The organism is Rouxiella aceris (assembly GCF_012933545.1).
Lineage (GTDB): Bacteria > Pseudomonadota > Gammaproteobacteria > Enterobacterales > Enterobacteriaceae > Rouxiella > Rouxiella aceris.
In genome coordinates this window covers 264,926-281,803 of the sequence record NZ_JAADJU010000003.1, presented here as the reverse complement: position 1 = coordinate 281,803, position 16,878 = coordinate 264,926, and the positions used below count along the sequence as shown (strand labels likewise).

Genomic DNA, 16,878 nt, shown 5'->3' with positions numbered 1-16,878 from the left:
AGTTATCCCATTAGCAGCGGTATTTTCGTTGTGGCTAGCTTAACAATCAAATACAAACAACCCAAGGCCAGAATAAATGCCAGCGTACGCACCTTTTGGCTGCGTAAACCGTTTTTACCCGAACCCAGTGCCACAAACCCAAGTGCAATATAGATAATAACGCCAAAAAGCTTTTCGGTCAGCCAAGAACCTTGTGGCGAGAAGGGATAAAAGTGGGTGATAAAAATCAGCGAAATACCGCTTAATAACATCAACGTATCAACAATATGCGGTACGATTTTTACCCAACGCTGCTGCATTATCGCCGATTGGTTCCATTTCCAAAAGAAACGCAGAACAAACAGCAGGATACTGATGGCAATTACCAGCAGATGGAAGTTTTTCACCCAAATATAAGACGACATTGCTGTTCCTTTTTGTAGAGTAACCAGTCAAATGCAGAACTGTTGGCGTTCTCCCGGGCATCAGACGCCTATGGGATGATCGACAACCTGAAAAAATCCAGTAATACCCTGGCATCATTCAACCGGTGGCGACCCTGGCCATTGCCCCAGCGTTACACGGTCGTTATTCCCGTAATCCTGGATCGTCTCGACGGCGCTAAAACCGGCCGCCTGCAACATCTGGCGTACCGGGGCCCCCTGCTGCCAGCCGTGCTCCAGCAGCAACCATCCCTGCGGCTGCAAAAAATACGATGCCTGTCTGACAATATAATCAAGATCCGCCAGGCCGTTATTATCGGCAATCAAAGCGCTGGCCGGTTCAAAACGCACATCCCCTTGCGCCAGATGCGGGTCACTGGCGTCGATATAGGGTGGATTACTGACAATCAATGAAAATTTTTCACCGCTAACCGGAGCAAACCAGCTGCCAGCCAAAAAGCGGGCGTTAGGGATAGCCAGTCTTGCGGCGTTGTGCAGCGCCAACGCCACGGCATCGGGCTGCACATCCACACCGGTGAACTGGCAATCCGGGCGTTCACTGGCCATCGCCAACGCAATAGCACCGGTTCCGGTACCGAGATCAAGCACCCGGCTACCAGCGGCGCCAAGACGCAGCAAAGCCTGCTCAACCAGACACTCGGTATCAGGACGGGGGATTAAGGTCGCCGGAGAGACCGTAAAGGATAGAGACCAGAACTCGCGTTCACCCAGCAGATAAGCAACAGGCTCGCCCTGTTCGCGCCGCTGTAGCAACGCTTCGAGAGCCAGCAACTGTGCATCGTCAAGTTGGGCTTCGCCAAAGGCCATTAGCCAGGTACGAGAACGGCCGGTAACATGCCCGAGCAGAATTTCCGCATCGCGTTTCGGGCTGTCGCTGGCCGCCAGGCGGCCAACAGCAGCAGTCAGCCAACTGGAAAAATCCATTATTCTTGCTCAGACAAGGCAGCAAGTTGGTCTGCCTGATATTCCTGAACAATAGGTTGGATCAGCATATCCAACTTACCTTCCATCACTTCATCCAGACGGTAAATCGTCAGGTTGATACGATGGTCGGTCACCCTTCCCTGCGGGAAATTATAAGTACGGTTACGGTCGGAACGATCGCCGGTACCGAGCAAATTGCGGCGCGTCGAGGCTTCGGTTTCATGACGTTTTGCCATTTCCGCGGCACGAATACGCGCACCGAGGACCGACATCGCCTTGGCCTTGTTTTTGTGCTGTGAGCGTTCATCCTGACACTCCACCACAATACCGGTCGGTAAGTGAGTAATACGAATAGCGGAGTCGGTGGTGTTAACGTGCTGGCCACCGGCGCCGGAAGAACGGAAAGTATCAATACGCAGATCGCCAGCGTTGATTTCCGGCAGCTCGGCTTCTGGCACTTCAGGCATCACGGCCACTGTGCAGGCGGAGGTATGGATACGCCCCTGTGATTCGGTTTCGGGAACGCGCTGCACGCGATGCCCGCCCGACTCAAATTTAAACTGGCCGTAAACCCCGTCACCGCTGACTTTAGCGATCACTTCTTTGTAACCGCCATGTTCGCCTTCATTGGCGCTCATGACTTCTACACGCCAGCGGCGCGCTTCGGCGTAGCGGCTGTACATGCGGAACAGGTCACCGGCAAAAATTGCTGCTTCGTCACCGCCGGTACCAGCACGGACTTCCAGGAAACAGCCGCGCTCATCGTCGGGATCCTTCGGCAGCAACAGCAGTTGCAGCTCTTGCTCCAGCTCTTCGAGTTTACTCTGGCAGTGCTTGATTTCGTCCTGGGCCATTTCGCGCATTTCAGGATCGTCGAGCATCTCCTGCGCGGCAGCGAGGTCGTCTTGCGCCTGACGCCAGTTAAGGAAACAGGCGGAAACGTCGCTAAGCTGCGCGTATTCGCGGGAAAGATTGCGGAATTTGTCTTGATCGGCAATCACGGCGGCGTCGCCGAGCATCGCCTGAACTTCTTCATGGCGTTCTTGTAACACTTCCAATTTAGCAACAATAGAAGGCTTCATGCGTGGTTTTTAACCCTGTAATAAAAGGAACTATTGCTGATCCAGCCCAAGGCTGTCGCGTAAAATTTGCAGACGCTCAACATCACCGTCGCTGGCGGCCTGCTGGAGTGAACGGGTGGGAGCATGGATAAGGCGGTTGGTCAGTTTATGTGCCAACTCGTGAATAACGCTTTGGACATCTGCGCCCTGTGCAATGGCGGCCATGGCTTTGGCTTCCATATCGGCGCGCACGGCTTCGGCACGGCTACGGTAATCACGAATAATTTCGACCGCACCCTGGGAACGCAGCCAGGCCATAAAATTGGCACTTTCCTGCAAAACGATAGACTCGGCCTGAATGGCGGCGACTTTACGCTGGGCAAGGTTTTTTTCAATAATACCGTGCAGGTCGTCAACGCTATAAAGATAGGCGTTGGCCAGTTTACCCACTTCCGGCTCGATATCACGGGGTACGGCAATATCGATCATCAGCATCGGCTGATTACGGCGCGCTTTTAACGCCCTTTCAACCATCCCCTTGCCGATAATCGGCAGCGGGCTGGCGGTAGAACTGATAATGATATCGGCATCGGCGAGACGGGCATCAATCTCTTGCAGCGAGATCACCTCGGCACCCACTTCGTCGGCCAGAACTTGCGCACGCTCACGGGTGCGGTTGGCAATCATCATATGGCGGACATTATGTTCGCTCAGATGACGGGCGACCAGTTCAATGGTTTCCCCCGCGCCCACCAGCAATACATTGACATCGGCGAGAGATTCAAAGATTTGACGTGCCAGCGTACAGGCCGCAAAGGCTACCGAGACGGCGCTGGCGCCGATCTCGGTTTCTGTACGCACACGTTTGGCAACGGAAAAAGACTTCTGGAACAGACGTTCCAGCTCACCGGATACCGCCTGCCCCTGCTGCGACTCGGCAAAGGCCTTCTTAACCTGACCGAGGATCTGCGGCTCGCCAAGTACCAGGGAATCCAGGCCACTGGCCACGCGCATCAGGTGACTGACCGCGTCATTCCCCTGATGCCAATACAGGCTCTGATTAACCTCGTCGGCGCTTAACTGATGGTAATCACATAGCCAGGCCACCAGCTGTTCATGCACAGTGCCGCTGCCCGCTAATTGGTCCTGCTGTTCGACGCTAAGATATAATTCGGTACGATTACAGGTAGACAGCACGACACCGCCCTGCACCAGCGGTTGCTGAAGCAGGCTCGAGAGTGCCTGTTCGATAGTATCTGGCGAGAAGGTTACCCGTTCACGCAGAGATACCGGGGCGGTTTTATGATTAATACCTAGTGCAAGCAGGGTCATGAGCGCGATAGCTGTATCAGACTTTTCTTTATATGGTTTACGTCTGATGCGCATTCTACAAGATGCGCGAGATCAATAAAAGGGACACCGCACTATCTGTCCGGTTTTTAGTCGTATAGGATGTAAAAGTCTGCTGCCGACCTCCTTTTCAAGTAAATTAAAAACCATTCTCAAATTGTCTTACTGCCTCTGGCCAGCGGAACAACGTCTCATTATCACAGCACGCCTTGGCAAAAGTACTTTATTTCCTATTATAAGGTAGAAATACCTCATCAAAATAATCCTCGAAAACCAATAAAACAATATTAAAAATACCCATTTCAGCAGGCAATAAAGACAGTCAGGCATTTTCTATTTTATGTCGGCCATAAGACGCCGCAAAATTATTAAATCCCCCCTTATGAGGTATTATTGCCGACTTAACGACAGGCATCAGAAAAAGCTGATTACAATTGCCCCCTCACCAAGGCAAGCTGTCTCACGGACGATCGCCAGGGTCCAATTTCTGCCGATCGGGGCCAGCGCCCCCCTCTTCGGGACAAACACCGCCGGTGACGGCTTTAAGTCCGCCGGGTATATGCTAAACTGACCGCGTCTGAACACTGTTGATTAAGAAAGGATCCAACCCGTTATGCCTATGCATAAAGCAAAACTGCTTCGCCTGCTTCCCCTTGCCAGCCTGGTGCTGACCGCCTGTCAGACCTTTTCACCCACTACCGGTCCGGCAACCAGCCCTACCTCTCCGCAATGGCGTCAGCATGAGCAGCAGGTCAAGCGCCTGGAGCATTACCAAACCCGCGGCGCTTTTGCTTATATTTCTGACAAGCAGAAAGTTTATGCACGCTTCTTCTGGCAACAATATTCAGCCCAAAGCTACCGCCTGCTGTTGACCAATCCATTGGGCAGCACCGAAATGGAGCTGAAAGTGCAAGGCGGTGTCGCACAGTTGACCAATAATCAGGGCAAACATTATACCAGCAACGACCCTGATGATATGATCAGAAAGCTGACCGGCATGTCGATCCCGATGGCCAATTTACGCCTGTGGATGCTGGGGCTGCCCGGTGACAGCGCTGACTTTAGCCTGGATAGTCAATACCGTTTGCGCCAGGTCAATTATCAGCAACAGGGCCTGAGCGGCAGTGTGGTCTATGAGGGTTATGATACCGATAGCCAGCCTGCCATGCCTAATCGCCTCGAGCTGTCACAGGGCGATCAGCGCATTAAACTGAAAATGGATAGCTGGACGTTAAACTGAGATGACGCAATTTTGGCCTTCTCCGGCTAAACTCAATTTATTCCTGTATATCACCGGCCGCCGCGCTGATGGTTACCATAATCTGCAAACGCTGTTTCAGTTTCTCGATTACGGTGACCGGTTGGCTTTTGCGGTCAGCGACGACCCGCAAATTAGCCTGAGTCCGGCCATTGCCGGTGTGCCAAATGAGCAAAACCTGATCATTCGGGCCGCCCGCTTGCTGCAACAGCGTATGGCGGTGCCACGCGGGGTAAGTATCACCCTCGATAAGCGCTTGCCAATGGGCGGCGGTCTCGGCGGCGGCTCGTCCAATGCCGCCACCACGCTGGTTGCACTAAATATGCTGTGGCAATGCGGTTTAAGCGATAGCGAGCTTGCAGAACTGGGGGTGACCCTGGGCGCCGATGTGCCGGTGTTTGTGATGGGTCATGCTGCCTTTGCCGAAGGAATTGGCGAAATATTGCAGCCGGTGTCGCCCGCAGAAAAATGGTATCTGGTGGCTCACCCTGGCGTCAGTATTCCAACACCGACGATTTTTGGCGATCCACAATTGACCCGTGATACGCCAAAACGGTCGATAGATGTGCTTTTAGACAGCATTTACATCAATGATTGTGAACCTATTGCAAGAAAACGTTTTTACGAGGTTGAACAGCTTGTTTCATGGCTGCTAGAATACGCGCCGTCACGCCTCACTGGAACAGGGGCCTGTGTGTTTGCCGAATTCGACACGCAAGAGTCTGCCAACGAGGTGTTGAGCAAAGTTCCGGCATGGGTGAAAGCCTTTGTTGCCCGGGGAGTTAATCTCTCTCCTCTGCATCAAACCCGTGCTGAACGAATGAGAGCCGCAGCCAAAGCGTAGAGAGCCACAGTGACCGTTATTGTGTCTGTTCTTTGCCAGCCTCTCAAGATTTTGAATAATGTGGTATGCCCAATAGATTGCCAGCGGTCGCCCGGCGACAACTGGCAAGAAAATGGGTTAAGGCCCGCAAGGGTCATGATCGACCTGTGTATATTGCTGTGGCTTCGCTCACCGCCCGGTGGAGCCATTAGCGGATATCTTCTCTGGACGCAAGCCTGAGGTTCTTCTCGTGCCTGATATGAAGCTTTTTGCTGGTAACGCCATCCCGGAACTAGCACAACGTATTGCCAACCGTTTATACACCAGCCTAGGTGATGCCGCCGTGAGTCGTTTTAGCGACGGTGAAGTAAGTGTGCAAATTAACGAAAATGTACGTGGCGGAGATATTTTCATTATCCAATCCACCTGCGCACCTACTAACGACAACCTGATGGAATTAGTGGTTATGGTCGATGCCCTCCGGCGCGCTTCTGCCGGCCGCATCACGGCAGTTATCCCCTACTTCGGTTATGCACGCCAGGATCGCCGCGTGCGTTCAGCGCGTGTGCCTATCACCGCCAAAGTAGTGGCAGACTTCCTTTCCAGCGTCGGCGTTGACCGTGTGTTGACCGTCGATTTGCACGCAGAGCAAATCCAGGGCTTCTTTGATGTCCCGGTGGATAACGTTTTTGGTAGCCCAATCCTGCTCGAAGATATGATGCAACAAAATCTGGAAAACCCGATTGTGGTTTCTCCGGATATCGGCGGCGTGGTCCGCGCTCGCGCAGTTGCAAAATTATTGAACGACACCGATATGGCCATTATCGATAAACGTCGCCCACGCGCAAACGTTTCACAAGTTATGCATATCATTGGGGATGTCAACGGTCGCGACTGTATTCTGGTCGATGATATGATCGACACCGGCGGTACTCTGTGTAAAGCCGCCGAGGCGCTGAAAGAACGTGGTGCCAAACGCGTATTCGCTTACGCAACCCACCCAATCTTCTCCGGCAACGCGGTAGAAAACATCAAGCAATCCGTGATCGACGAAGTGATTGTCTGCGATACCATTCCGTTGTCAGCTGAAATCCGCGCACTGAAAAATGTTCGCACCTTGACGCTGTCTGGCATGTTGGCTGAAGCGATCCGTCGTATCAGCAATGAAGAATCTATTTCTGCGATGTTTGAACATTAATAGATTTTGATTTATAGCGTGCCAAATACCCCCGTAAAGTGATTTGCGGGGGTATTTTTATTTGTGCGACGAGCTGGCTGGACATTGATATGGCTCTCGGTCAATCATGCCGAAATAGGCGAGACCAGGGAGCCAATAGACAGACAAAGAAATTGCAGGCTGCAGCCAATCCTGCAACCTGAACTGAGCAAGGGTGCATCCTGAGCTATTTAAGGATGGCGCTCGTTTTTGCGGCACCTTGAATCGTAGTGGCGTACCCAATAATAACGGTCAGCAACGCGTTCGCGTCCACCGACTCGGGCACCGGCCAACCACAGTAACGCACCAATAAAAATGCTCATAATGGCACCGTGGGCAAAGAACTGCGGCAGACCCAAATTAGGTATCTGGTTGAGGATGGAATAACCCACACCGCCAACCATGGTCAACAACCCTAGTCCCATTAATACATTACCCACAACCATTGCGCTTTTACGTTTCATACGTCACCTCCAAGTGATCCTGTAACTTTCCTTTGCCTTTTGGCAAAGACTTGGCTTTCGTCCTGTATAAATTATAGTCTGCCGGTCAATAACAGGTTGCGGAGGCGATCACAGTGTCAGGATCAAAAATGACAATACTTTACGTTTTGGCTTGATTATCCCCCTGAATTGTGAATAGTTATTAATTGTCACTATTCGATTCTGAAGTAATTGCCTCTTTATTTGCCCTGCGGTTTGGCACAAAGCCAAAGCGCGGGTAAACTATCGGCCAGATTATTCCTTCAAGAAGCGAAACGAACGTGAGCAGCATTAAATTAATCGTTGGTCTGGCGAACCCGGGTGCAGAATATGCCCAGACCCGCCACAATGCCGGGGCATGGTATGTCGATTTACTGGCGCGTCAGCATAACCAACAGTTAAAAGAAGAGAGCAAATTCTTCGGCTACACGGCACGTCTGTCTCTTAACGGGCAAGACGTACGCCTGCTGGTACCCACCACCTTTATGAATTTAAGCGGCAAGGCGGTGATTGCCGTGGCCAATTTTTATCGTATCGAGCCTGACGAAATCCTGGTGGCCCACGACGAACTGGATATTCCACCGGGTGTAGCAAAAATCAAGCTGGGCGGCGGTAACGGCGGCCATAATGGCCTGAAGGATATTCAGAACAAATTAGGCAATAATCCCAACTTTTATCGCCTGCGCATCGGGATTGGCCATCCGGGGGATCGCAATAAGGTCGTTGGTTTTGTGCTGGGTAAACCGCCTGCCAGTGAGCAGAAACTGATCGACGACGCCATTGATGAATCTCTGCGCTGCACCGATATTCTGATGAAAGACGGTCTGTTAAAAGCCATGAACCGCTTGCACAGCTTTAAAGCCGAGCTATAAAAGCCTTATCGACGAGTGTACAGCCCCTGTACACTTATCTTCAGGCGGTGTTGTGCCCAACGGCAAGACACCGCCATGATGTTTACAGCACCAGGTCTGGCGGGTTGCTTCCTATATTCAGAAAGCTTATTGTCTACACTTTCCCATTATTATCCTTTCACTTCGGCTTATTGTTTGCCAGGCTACATATTGTGTTAATTATTAAACGCTGGTAGAGTGAATTCGCACTGCCTATTAACAACATTAAAAAATAATTATCTTATAGCTTTTTTGCCAATATAAAGATGGCTATTTTATCTGACCGTTCTCAATAATCCCTTTGATGAAACAAATATGATTTTACTACCATAACTCAAGGAACAGTAATGAGAATATTGCAAATGTCAGATATATATCTCGCGGCAGATAAAAGTGAAAATCTCTTTGATGTTAATGTTTATCAGGTTTTCAACAATGTCATAGACTATATCTGCAAGAATCAAAAACAACTCAATATTGATGCGCTGGTAGTAACCGGCAATATCTCCCGTGATGGTAGTAGCGAGGCGTATCAGTACTTCTATAGCGCCATGGACCGCCTGGCGTTACCCTACTTTGCTCTTGCTGGTAATCAGGATAATAAAATCAGGATGCGCGAGCAGGCCTTAACCGCAAAAAATTTGCATTCACTGGATAAAATAGCAGCAGGGAAATGGGCTTTTCTTGAAATTAATAGCCTGGTTAGAAATGAAGATTTCGGTTTTATTGATAATTCGGAACTTGCAGAATTGGAAGATAAGATAAGAAAAAACAGCGATAAAGACATTGCCATTTTTTTGCATCATCATCCTCTACCCGTTGGCACACCAATTGTTGATATCTGTAACTTGATTAACGGCGATACGCTGCTCAAACTATGCGATGACTATGCCGTCAGATATATTGGTTGCGGACATGCGCATACTGTCTCCATCGCAAAAAGAAACAATATTTCCATTGCTGTTTCTCCGGCGATTTGCTTTCAATGGCAAAATGGTACGCACCGTGCCGCCAATATAAAAAGCAGCGGATTTAATATTATTTCCTTTAGCGAAAATCTGCATATCGAAACCTATTTTATTTAGCGCAGGTCACGCGCACCGACTCGACAGTAAAACCGCGAAACGGTGCGCGTATAAGTGCTATCAGGTTCTTAGCGTAAAGCTCTCCTTGCCACGCGGTTGATCGTCGGTTTTATAGTCCTCTTCCGCCACCAGGTAGGCAGGGTCGTCCAGTTCGTGGCTACAAAACGGCCCGGCTTTGCTTAGCAGGCTGATACAATCGGCGCTGAGGTGGCGCAATCTGATGCTTTTACCGGCCTGCAGGTAGCGGGCGGTGAGTTTATCAATGGCTTCAACGCCGCTGGCGTCCATGACACGGGTAGCGGAAAAGTCCAGAATCACCTGCTGTGGATCCTGTTGCGGGGTAAACAGCTCGGCAAAGGCCGCCGCCGAGCCAAAAAACAGCGGACCTTCCAGTTGATAGACTACCTTGTCCTGTTGTTGCTGACGGCGACGAATACGGATACGCGCATGCTGCCAGGCAAATACCAGAGCAGAAATAATTACGCCACTGATCACCGCAATCGCCAAATCGGTAAAAATGGTGATCAGCGTGACTACCAGCATCACCAGCGCATCGGCTTTGGGCATACGACGTAAACGACGCAGAGAGCTCCATTCAAAAGTGTTGTAGCAGACCACCAGCATAATCCCGGCCAGCGCCGCCACCGGCAGCAGACCAATATAGCCCGCCAGACTGACTACAAACAGGATCAGCAGTATTGCCCCGACGGCAGCGGAAATACGGCCACGACCACCAGAAGTAAAATTGATGATCGATTGTCCAATCATCGCACAACCGGCAAAACAGCCAAACAGGCCGCACAGAGTATTGCCCGCCCCTTGGGCGATACTCTCCAGATTGCCATTGCCTTTTTTACCGCCCATTTCATCGAGTACGGTCATGGTCAGCAATGACTCAATCAGCCCCACCAGCGCAATCACCACGGCATAAGGCAGCACGATTTTCAGCATATCCAGCGTCAGCGGCACGGCAGGCAGCGAGAAACTGGGCAGCGAGCCCGAGATATCGGCCAGATCGCCAACGCGCAGCGTGGATAAATGCCAGCCGATGGCCACTGCCGAGACAATAATCAGCGCCGCCAGTGAGGAAGGGATCACCCGGGTAATTTTCGGGAACAGCACTACCACGACAATCGCCAACAGCACTAGCCCATACATCAGCGGCCCCTGCCCGGCAATCATATGCCACTGTGCCAGCATAATGACAATCGCCAGGCCATTAACAAAACCGTGGATCGCCGGTAGCGGCACCAGACGGATAAATTTGCCCAGGCGAAAAACGCCAATAGCGATTTGCAGCAAACCGGCAAACAGGGTGGCCCACAGTACGTAGCCCATACCGTGCTGCGCCGCCAGACTCATCAACACCACCACAATCGAACCGGCAGCGCCGGAAACCATGCCGGGTTTACCGCCAAACAGTGCGGTCACCAGGCCAATAATAAAGGCGGTATGCAAGCCGACAATCGGCGACAACCCGGCCACCAGCGAGAAACCTACCGCTTCCGGGATCATTGAGACAGCAACCACAAAACCGGCCAGCACGTCATTTTTAACGTCTGTGGCATTGAGGTTCTTCAAAGTTAACATATGAATATCCAATTTTTAGTCGCCGCAATGCCCTAAGCACAGCACCGGCAGGTCCTGTCGGGATTTTGGCCGCTATAATCAGCGAGGTAAGCATAGCCAGTGGCGGGAGAAAACTCAGCAGCGAACAGGCAAGAAAAGCTGCCAACATCTGGCTTATCACGAAAATTTCACTCGCAGTATCGGTAACTCGCGGCGCTGAGGCAAGAAAAATGGCATTTTTGTTGCTGACAAGTTATCTGCTATCGGTAATTTTGCGCCAAAAAAAAGCGGATTAGTGATAATCCGCAATCAAAACATCAGTAGCAAAATGAGGGTATTATGGTGAAACTTTATAATGACACTGGGGTGGATCAGTCACTCTCCTCGGCAAAGCACAGCGATTTTTCGCAGCATTGTTCACAACTTGGCGCGCGGCATACAATTTCCCCCAGCGATCGCATACATTGCTGACGATAAAAGAATTTTTTCCAGCGCATATTTTGTTGATTTAGCCGTACCAGTTCCGGAAAACAGTCACTCATCAGTTCGCGCAACTCCGCCCGTGAATCGAGACCGAGATCCTGCCAGAGATGGTCAAAACCCATCGATGCAGTAGCAATTAGTTCATGCATCGGCGCGGCATCGGCGGTCAGGGATTGTGCCAGCCACTGGGCCAACTGTTGACGCTCGTTTCGGCGGCTGTGCAGTAACAGCCCGATCAGTGCCTGCTGCTCAATCTGTCCGGGTGCGATCGCCGGTTCAACGCAGCCCAGACGCACCAGCAGCTCCTGCCATGCCACCGCAGGCAAGCCCATACGAGCAGGGAAATGCGCTTGTCCGCCCCAGTACAGTGCCAACAGACGACGCAGCCAATAGTCAGCGCCGTTCATCAGGCCACCCCGCGTGCGGTCATTTCTCCCGTTACCGCCTTGCGCTGCTGCCACCACTGCAGCAACACCGCTTCGATCGGCTGCCAGGCACCGTTGATCTGTGGCTCAATGCCCGCCGCTTCCAGCCGCTTCCACGGCGTGAGGCCAATACGCGCACAGAATACCGCCTGTACATCGGCCAGCAATGCCAGTAAGGCATCCATATCCTGGCCAGCATCCTGCGGCTCGCACTCTTGCGGCGAGTGGCAATAGCGCGGGGTAAAGCGCTGTCCGACCTGCACCACCCCCGCCGCCGACAGGCTATAGAGCGTAAAGCGATCGGTATGACCAAAATGACGATCGATCACCTGGCCGTCTCCGCTGGCCACCGCCACCAGGCAGGCATCAGCCTCTTCTGATTCCCCCTGACTGACAATGCTGGCATGTAGCTGTGCCCGCTGATGCATTATCGGCAGATAGGCGGGAGGTGTAACCGGCACCGCCGATAACGGAAAGGCAGCATTGCGATCTTCCCCCAACATGCCAATGGCATCGGCGCGACACTGCTGGCAGTGCATCATTTGCGGCATTGAGCTACCGCAGGCCTGGCGGATTGCCGCCGTCTGATCCGCTTCTGGTTCAGGCTGACCGTTAAGTCCAAACACCGTGCCATGCTCGGGGCGGGAGATCAGCGGCATAATATTATGCAAAAAGGCCCCCCACTGCTTAATCTGCTGACTTACCGCCAGCAGATGCTGATCGTTAATTCCGGGGATCAGCACCGAGTTGATTTTCACCAGAATGCCTTTCTCGGTGAGCTTTCTGATGCCTTCGGCCTGACGCTCAATCAACAATTGCGCCGCGCTGCGCCCGGTATAGCGTTCACCGTCGAACCAAAGCCAGGCATAGATCTGTTCGGCTATCGCCGGGTCCAGCGCATTGAGAGTGACGGTGACATGATCAACCCCGACATCCACCAGCCGATCAATAACCGACGGTAGCATCAGACCATTGGTGGAGAGACAGAGCTTAAGATCCGGCAATTGCTGACGCAGCAGTTCCAGGGTCTGAAAGGTACGGCCGATATTGGCCAGCGGATCACCGGGACCGGCAATACCCACCACCGACAGTTGTGGAATAGCCGCCGCCACCTGACGCGCCTTGGCCACCGCCTGTTCCGGCAGTAACAGCTCGGACACCACGCCGGGGCGCGACTCGTTGCTGCAATCGTATTTACGGTTGCAATAGTTACATTGCAGATTACAGGCCGGGGCCACGGCCAGATGCATGCGGGCAAAGCGGTGATGTCCGCTGATCGAATAACAGGGATGCTGGGCGGCTTTACTGGCCTGGGTATCATTAACCCGGGTTGAGCCTTGGCCGGAGCAACCCGCAGGGGACGAACAGGATGTCATAGCTGGAAACCTTTATCAGCAGGAGGTTTCTCTGTTTTGCAAGGGTTATACCGTGCGGGGATAGATTAAAAAACGTTGTTTTTCATACAATTAAAATAAGCAGTGTGTGGCATTTTTTGTCAGGTTCGCGGCGTTGTGCCGACAATGTGCCAAAAGCAACAAGGCCGACAATCCGCCGCAAACCGCTAACAGTTTAAATACGATGCATATTGATATCCATAATCTGGATGCGGTAGGCCACTTGCCGCGGCGTCATTCCCAACAGCCGGGCGGCTTTTGCCTGTACCCAGCCGGTTTTCTCCAGCGCGGCAATCACCCTTTGCCGCTCATCCAGATCCTGATCCAGCCAGCTTTCATCGACGACAGGCAATGGGCTGGTTTTTACCGACAACGTCGGCGACTCGTGGTGGTGAAACAAAATCACATCGCGGTCGATTAGCCCCTCTTCAATCATCACCGAGGCGCGCTCCAGGCAGTTTTCCAGCTCGCGGACATTGCCAGGCCAGCTGTAGGTCATCAACAAACGGATCGCCCCTTCGCTGATACGTAATTCACGGCCCTGGCGCAAGGCAATTTTTTTCACAAGAAACGGGGCCAGATCGGCAATATCATCCAGCCTTTCACGCAGCGCCGGCAGCGCGACGGGCATGACATTCAGGCGATAATAGAGGTCTTCACGAAAATTCCCGGCGCGCACCTCTTCTTCCAGATTGCGGTTGGTGGCGGCGATAATACGTACGTCCACTTTCAGTGTGGTATCGCCCCCGACACGCTCCATTTCACCCTCCTGCAAGATACGCAACAGTTTGGCCTGAAACGAGGCGCTGGATTCGCCGATCTCATCAAGAAACAGTGTGCCGCCATCCGCCAGCTCAAACCGGCCTTTGCGAGTGCGGATCGCGCCAGTAAAGGCACCTTTTTCATGACCAAAGAGTTCGCTCTCCAGCAGGTTATCCGGCAAGGCCGCGCAGTTGAATTTGACGAAAGGTGCCGTCGCGCGCGGCGAATTATAGTGAATAGCGTTGGCTATCAGTTCCTTACCAGTACCACTTTCACCACGAACCAGCACTGTGGTATCCCATTTTGAAACCTGACGCAAAATATCCAGCGTCTGGCGCATAGCCTGACTTTTACCCACCATCTGTTCAAAACCTACCTGCCGTGGCACGCTACAGCGCGGCGGCGCATCTACGGTCAGCGGCATCGCCGTTGGCGCAACGCGCAGGGTTGGGGTCAGCAGATTGGCGACCATTTCCAAAAAGCGAGTACTGGACGGCAGTCGGTCCTCATGCAGTGCCATCGGTTGCGCCACCAACACGCCCACCGGCTGTACGTCGGTGCCGAGGATCGGCACACCAATCAGCGGCAAACTGTAATCGTATATATTCAGGCGACCAAGAAAACGCGGATCGTCTGCCACCCTGGGCAGCACCATCGCCTGGCGTTGGCTCATCACCGCGCCAACAATCCCCTCGCCCAGGCGATAACGGACCTGACGACAGTTTTTGTCGATCTCCTCGTCAATGCCGTGCACTTTCTTGATAAACAAGGCATTACGCTGTTTATCAAACAGGCAGACCATACCAAATTGCATATGAGCCTGCTCATGCAACACTTTGAGTATTGCTGCCAGTGAACGTTCGCCATCATTCTCTTGTCCCAGGGCCACGCTGATACGATACAGTGCAGTGAACTGGGCCGACATATCAAAACGGTGAATAACCTCACCGGCGCTAGATATAGACGTCATTTTTCCTCTCCTCTATACGCCTGCGCTAATGGCAGGCGTAACGTCAGTGAAGTGCCGCCTTCGCGGCGGGCGGAAAGATCTAAAGAACCACGATGATGTGCGACCAGTGTCTGGATCAGACGCAGTTCCATGCCCTTGCCGGGACTGGAAAATGCCGTTTCCGGGCGGGTATAGCGCACCTGTTCCAAATGAACATTATCGGTAAGGGTTAAACAGACAAAACCGGACTCCTGAGTGGCGACGATCTGCATCGACAGCGACGCTGCAGAAATCGACTGGCTCTGCGATAGCGTATGGTCAATCCACAGGCTTAGCGCCGCCAGAATTTGCGTGCGTTGCCCAATGGCCTGTAAATCAGGCGGTATCGCCTGACAACTCAGCTCGCCGGCGCTGAGAAAACGGCTGTCATACAGTGCATTGAGATCGTTAAAGAATTCACTGAGCGACCACTGTTTCACCGGTTCAAAATCCAGAGAAGGACGGCAGGCCTGCAAGCGGTTGACCGCCTGTTCGCCTTCGCGCCAGGCAAATTCCAGCGCCATATTGCCGTTCTCCTCGCCGTTAAGGCGACGGGCGGCGGCAAGCATATTAATGGGGCCGTTAAGCTGCACCAGTGCGGCATCCAGTGACTCGCGGATCGCCGCCAGCAATTTGCCGTTAGTCAGTTTTTGTTTCAGCCGATCCAGCCGTCCCTGCTGCTGACGCCGGTACTGATCGCTACAGTCGGTGATCACCATCAGATTTTTTGGCGGCAGGGTATCGGTAAAATAGCGGCTGGCTTCTTCGTTCACCCCCTGTAACGGCCACTGCCCAAAGGAGAGCCAGTGCAGACTGCCTCGTAAGGTCACCGGCACCAGTTCACCGCTTAACAGCGCCTCTTTGCGCTGCGGATAACCCATTTCCAGCAGCAGTTCACGGCCACCACAGTCGGCGCACAGGGTTTTATAGGCCAGATTATCCATCACCACCTTGTCGTGCTCATCGACCACCACCACCGCGGCAGGAATATTATTCAGTACCTCGGTGATCAGCGTGATGTGATTACGCAGCCGCTGTTCCAGGGCATAGCTTTCGCTAATGTCCTTATGCATGCCCAGATAGTGTTCCAGCTGGCCGTCGGCGGAAAATATCGGCGTGATGGTGACATCTGCCAGATAAAAAGATCCATCGTGCCGACGGTTAATCAACTGCCCATTCCAGGGTTTGCCCTGTAACAGGGTCTGCCACAGATGTTGATAAACCGTCGCCGGGGTTTGCTGGCTGGCCAATAAACGATGGTTTTTACCCAATAAATCATCGAGGGCAAAACCGGTCTGCCGACAAAAGGCGGAATTGGCATAGCAGATCCGCGCATCGGGATCGGTGATCGAAATCGCCACCGACGATTGTTCTACCACGGTGTAAAACAGCGAAGGATGTTGCAGCGACAGTCTGCTGGCGACATCCCCTTGCATAAAGGATGTCGAAAACGCCGTTAAGCTCATGCCTTACTCCTCTCTATCTGCCTTTCGGATGTCTGTTTAGCGACAATTTGTCGGGGTCTGCGACATTGCCAGACCGGATGATCCGCAAGCTATAACCCTGCAATTTACAGGCCTTTAGCCACGCCATCTGGCCAAACCTTGATCTTAACCGGGTGTTTCCCCTGTTTTTGGCGCTGCGCCCGCGTTTACGCTGGCAGCGGCGCTCCGCGCGTGCCTGGCTTATGCCCGGCAATAACGCAAAAGGCTAAAAAAATGCTCA

General features: G+C 52.6%; 15 protein-coding genes. 5 read left to right on the top strand and 10 right to left on the bottom strand.

The window, feature by feature from the left end; all coding sequences use genetic code 11:
• Window positions 1-2: 2 nt before the first annotated feature.
• From GW590_RS07320 to hemA, 4 genes are all read right to left on the bottom strand, one after another.
• Window positions 3-404, bottom strand: coding sequence for a SirB2 family protein (locus GW590_RS07320; protein WP_169402355.1), 402 nt, complete (start codon window positions 402-404; stop codon window positions 3-5).
• A 114-nt stretch (window positions 405-518) separates the two neighbouring features.
• Window positions 519-1,367, bottom strand: coding sequence for a peptide chain release factor N(5)-glutamine methyltransferase (gene prmC, locus GW590_RS07315; RefSeq protein ID WP_169402354.1), 849 nt, complete (start codon window positions 1,365-1,367; stop codon window positions 519-521).
• Complete coding sequence (prfA, locus tag GW590_RS07310; protein ID WP_169402353.1) at window positions 1,367-2,449, bottom strand: peptide chain release factor 1; 1,083 nt, start codon at window positions 2,447-2,449, stop codon at window positions 1,367-1,369. The genes prmC and prfA overlap by 1 nt, the downstream gene beginning before the upstream one ends.
• A 30-nt stretch (window positions 2,450-2,479) precedes the next feature.
• Window positions 2,480-3,760, bottom strand: a complete 1,281-nt coding sequence (gene hemA / locus GW590_RS07305; protein ID WP_169402352.1) for a glutamyl-tRNA reductase — start codon at window positions 3,758-3,760, stop codon at window positions 2,480-2,482.
• Between the two features lie 631 nt (window positions 3,761-4,391).
• Here hemA and lolB point away from each other — a divergent pair.
• The 3 genes from lolB (at window position 4,392) to prs (ending at window position 7,057) form a co-directional block, all read left to right on the top strand.
• Window positions 4,392-5,018: a lipoprotein insertase outer membrane protein LolB gene (gene lolB / locus GW590_RS07300; protein WP_169402351.1), complete on the top strand. Its 627-nt coding sequence runs from the start codon at window positions 4,392-4,394 to the stop codon at window positions 5,016-5,018.
• A 1-nt stretch (window position 5,019) separates the two neighbouring features.
• Window positions 5,020-5,880, top strand: coding sequence for a 4-(cytidine 5'-diphospho)-2-C-methyl-D-erythritol kinase (gene ispE, locus GW590_RS07295; RefSeq protein WP_169402350.1), 861 nt, complete (start codon window positions 5,020-5,022; stop codon window positions 5,878-5,880).
• Between the two features lie 229 nt (window positions 5,881-6,109).
• On the top strand, window positions 6,110-7,057 hold the full coding sequence (gene prs, locus GW590_RS07290; RefSeq protein ID WP_169402349.1) for a ribose-phosphate diphosphokinase: 948 nt from the start codon (window positions 6,110-6,112) through the stop codon (window positions 7,055-7,057).
• Between the two features lie 209 nt (window positions 7,058-7,266).
• Here the strand turns inward: prs and ychH are convergent, their stop codons facing one another.
• On the bottom strand, window positions 7,267-7,539 hold the full coding sequence (gene ychH, locus GW590_RS07285) for a stress-induced protein YchH (protein WP_169402348.1): 273 nt from the start codon (window positions 7,537-7,539) through the stop codon (window positions 7,267-7,269).
• 299 nt (window positions 7,540-7,838) lie between these two features.
• Here ychH and pth point away from each other — a divergent pair, with 299 nt between their 5' ends.
• Window positions 7,839-8,429: an aminoacyl-tRNA hydrolase gene (gene pth, locus GW590_RS07280; protein ID WP_169402347.1), complete on the top strand. Its 591-nt coding sequence runs from the start codon at window positions 7,839-7,841 to the stop codon at window positions 8,427-8,429.
• A gap of 365 nt (window positions 8,430-8,794) precedes the next feature.
• Window positions 8,795-9,532, top strand: coding sequence for a metallophosphoesterase (locus GW590_RS07275; protein WP_169402346.1), 738 nt, complete (start codon window positions 8,795-8,797; stop codon window positions 9,530-9,532).
• Between the two features lie 60 nt (window positions 9,533-9,592).
• On the opposite strand, the gene GW590_RS07270 is transcribed toward GW590_RS07275, so the two are convergent.
• From GW590_RS07270 to nifL, 5 genes are all read right to left on the bottom strand, one after another.
• Complete coding sequence (locus tag GW590_RS07270) at window positions 9,593-11,122, bottom strand: SulP family inorganic anion transporter (protein WP_169402345.1); 1,530 nt, start codon at window positions 11,120-11,122, stop codon at window positions 9,593-9,595.
• Window positions 11,123-11,472: 350 nt separating this feature from the next.
• Window positions 11,473-11,991 carry a nitrogen fixation protein NifQ gene (locus GW590_RS07265; protein ID WP_169402344.1) on the bottom strand — a complete coding sequence of 173 codons (519 nt, stop codon included), beginning with the start codon at window positions 11,989-11,991 and terminating at the stop codon, window positions 11,473-11,475.
• Entirely contained in the window at window positions 11,991-13,385 is a 1,395-nt protein-coding gene (gene nifB / locus GW590_RS07260) for a nitrogenase cofactor biosynthesis protein NifB (RefSeq protein WP_169402343.1), read from the bottom strand. Before nifB ends, GW590_RS07265 begins: the two co-directional genes overlap by 1 nt.
• A gap of 193 nt (window positions 13,386-13,578) precedes the next feature.
• Window positions 13,579-15,135: a nif-specific transcriptional activator NifA gene (gene nifA / locus GW590_RS07255; protein WP_169402342.1), complete on the bottom strand. Its 1,557-nt coding sequence runs from the start codon at window positions 15,133-15,135 to the stop codon at window positions 13,579-13,581.
• A complete protein-coding gene (nifL, locus tag GW590_RS07250; protein ID WP_169402341.1) occupies window positions 15,132-16,619 on the bottom strand; it encodes a nitrogen fixation negative regulator NifL in 1,488 nt (495 codons plus the stop codon). The genes nifA and nifL overlap by 4 nt, the downstream gene beginning before the upstream one ends.
• Between the last annotated feature and the right edge of the window lie 259 nt (window positions 16,620-16,878).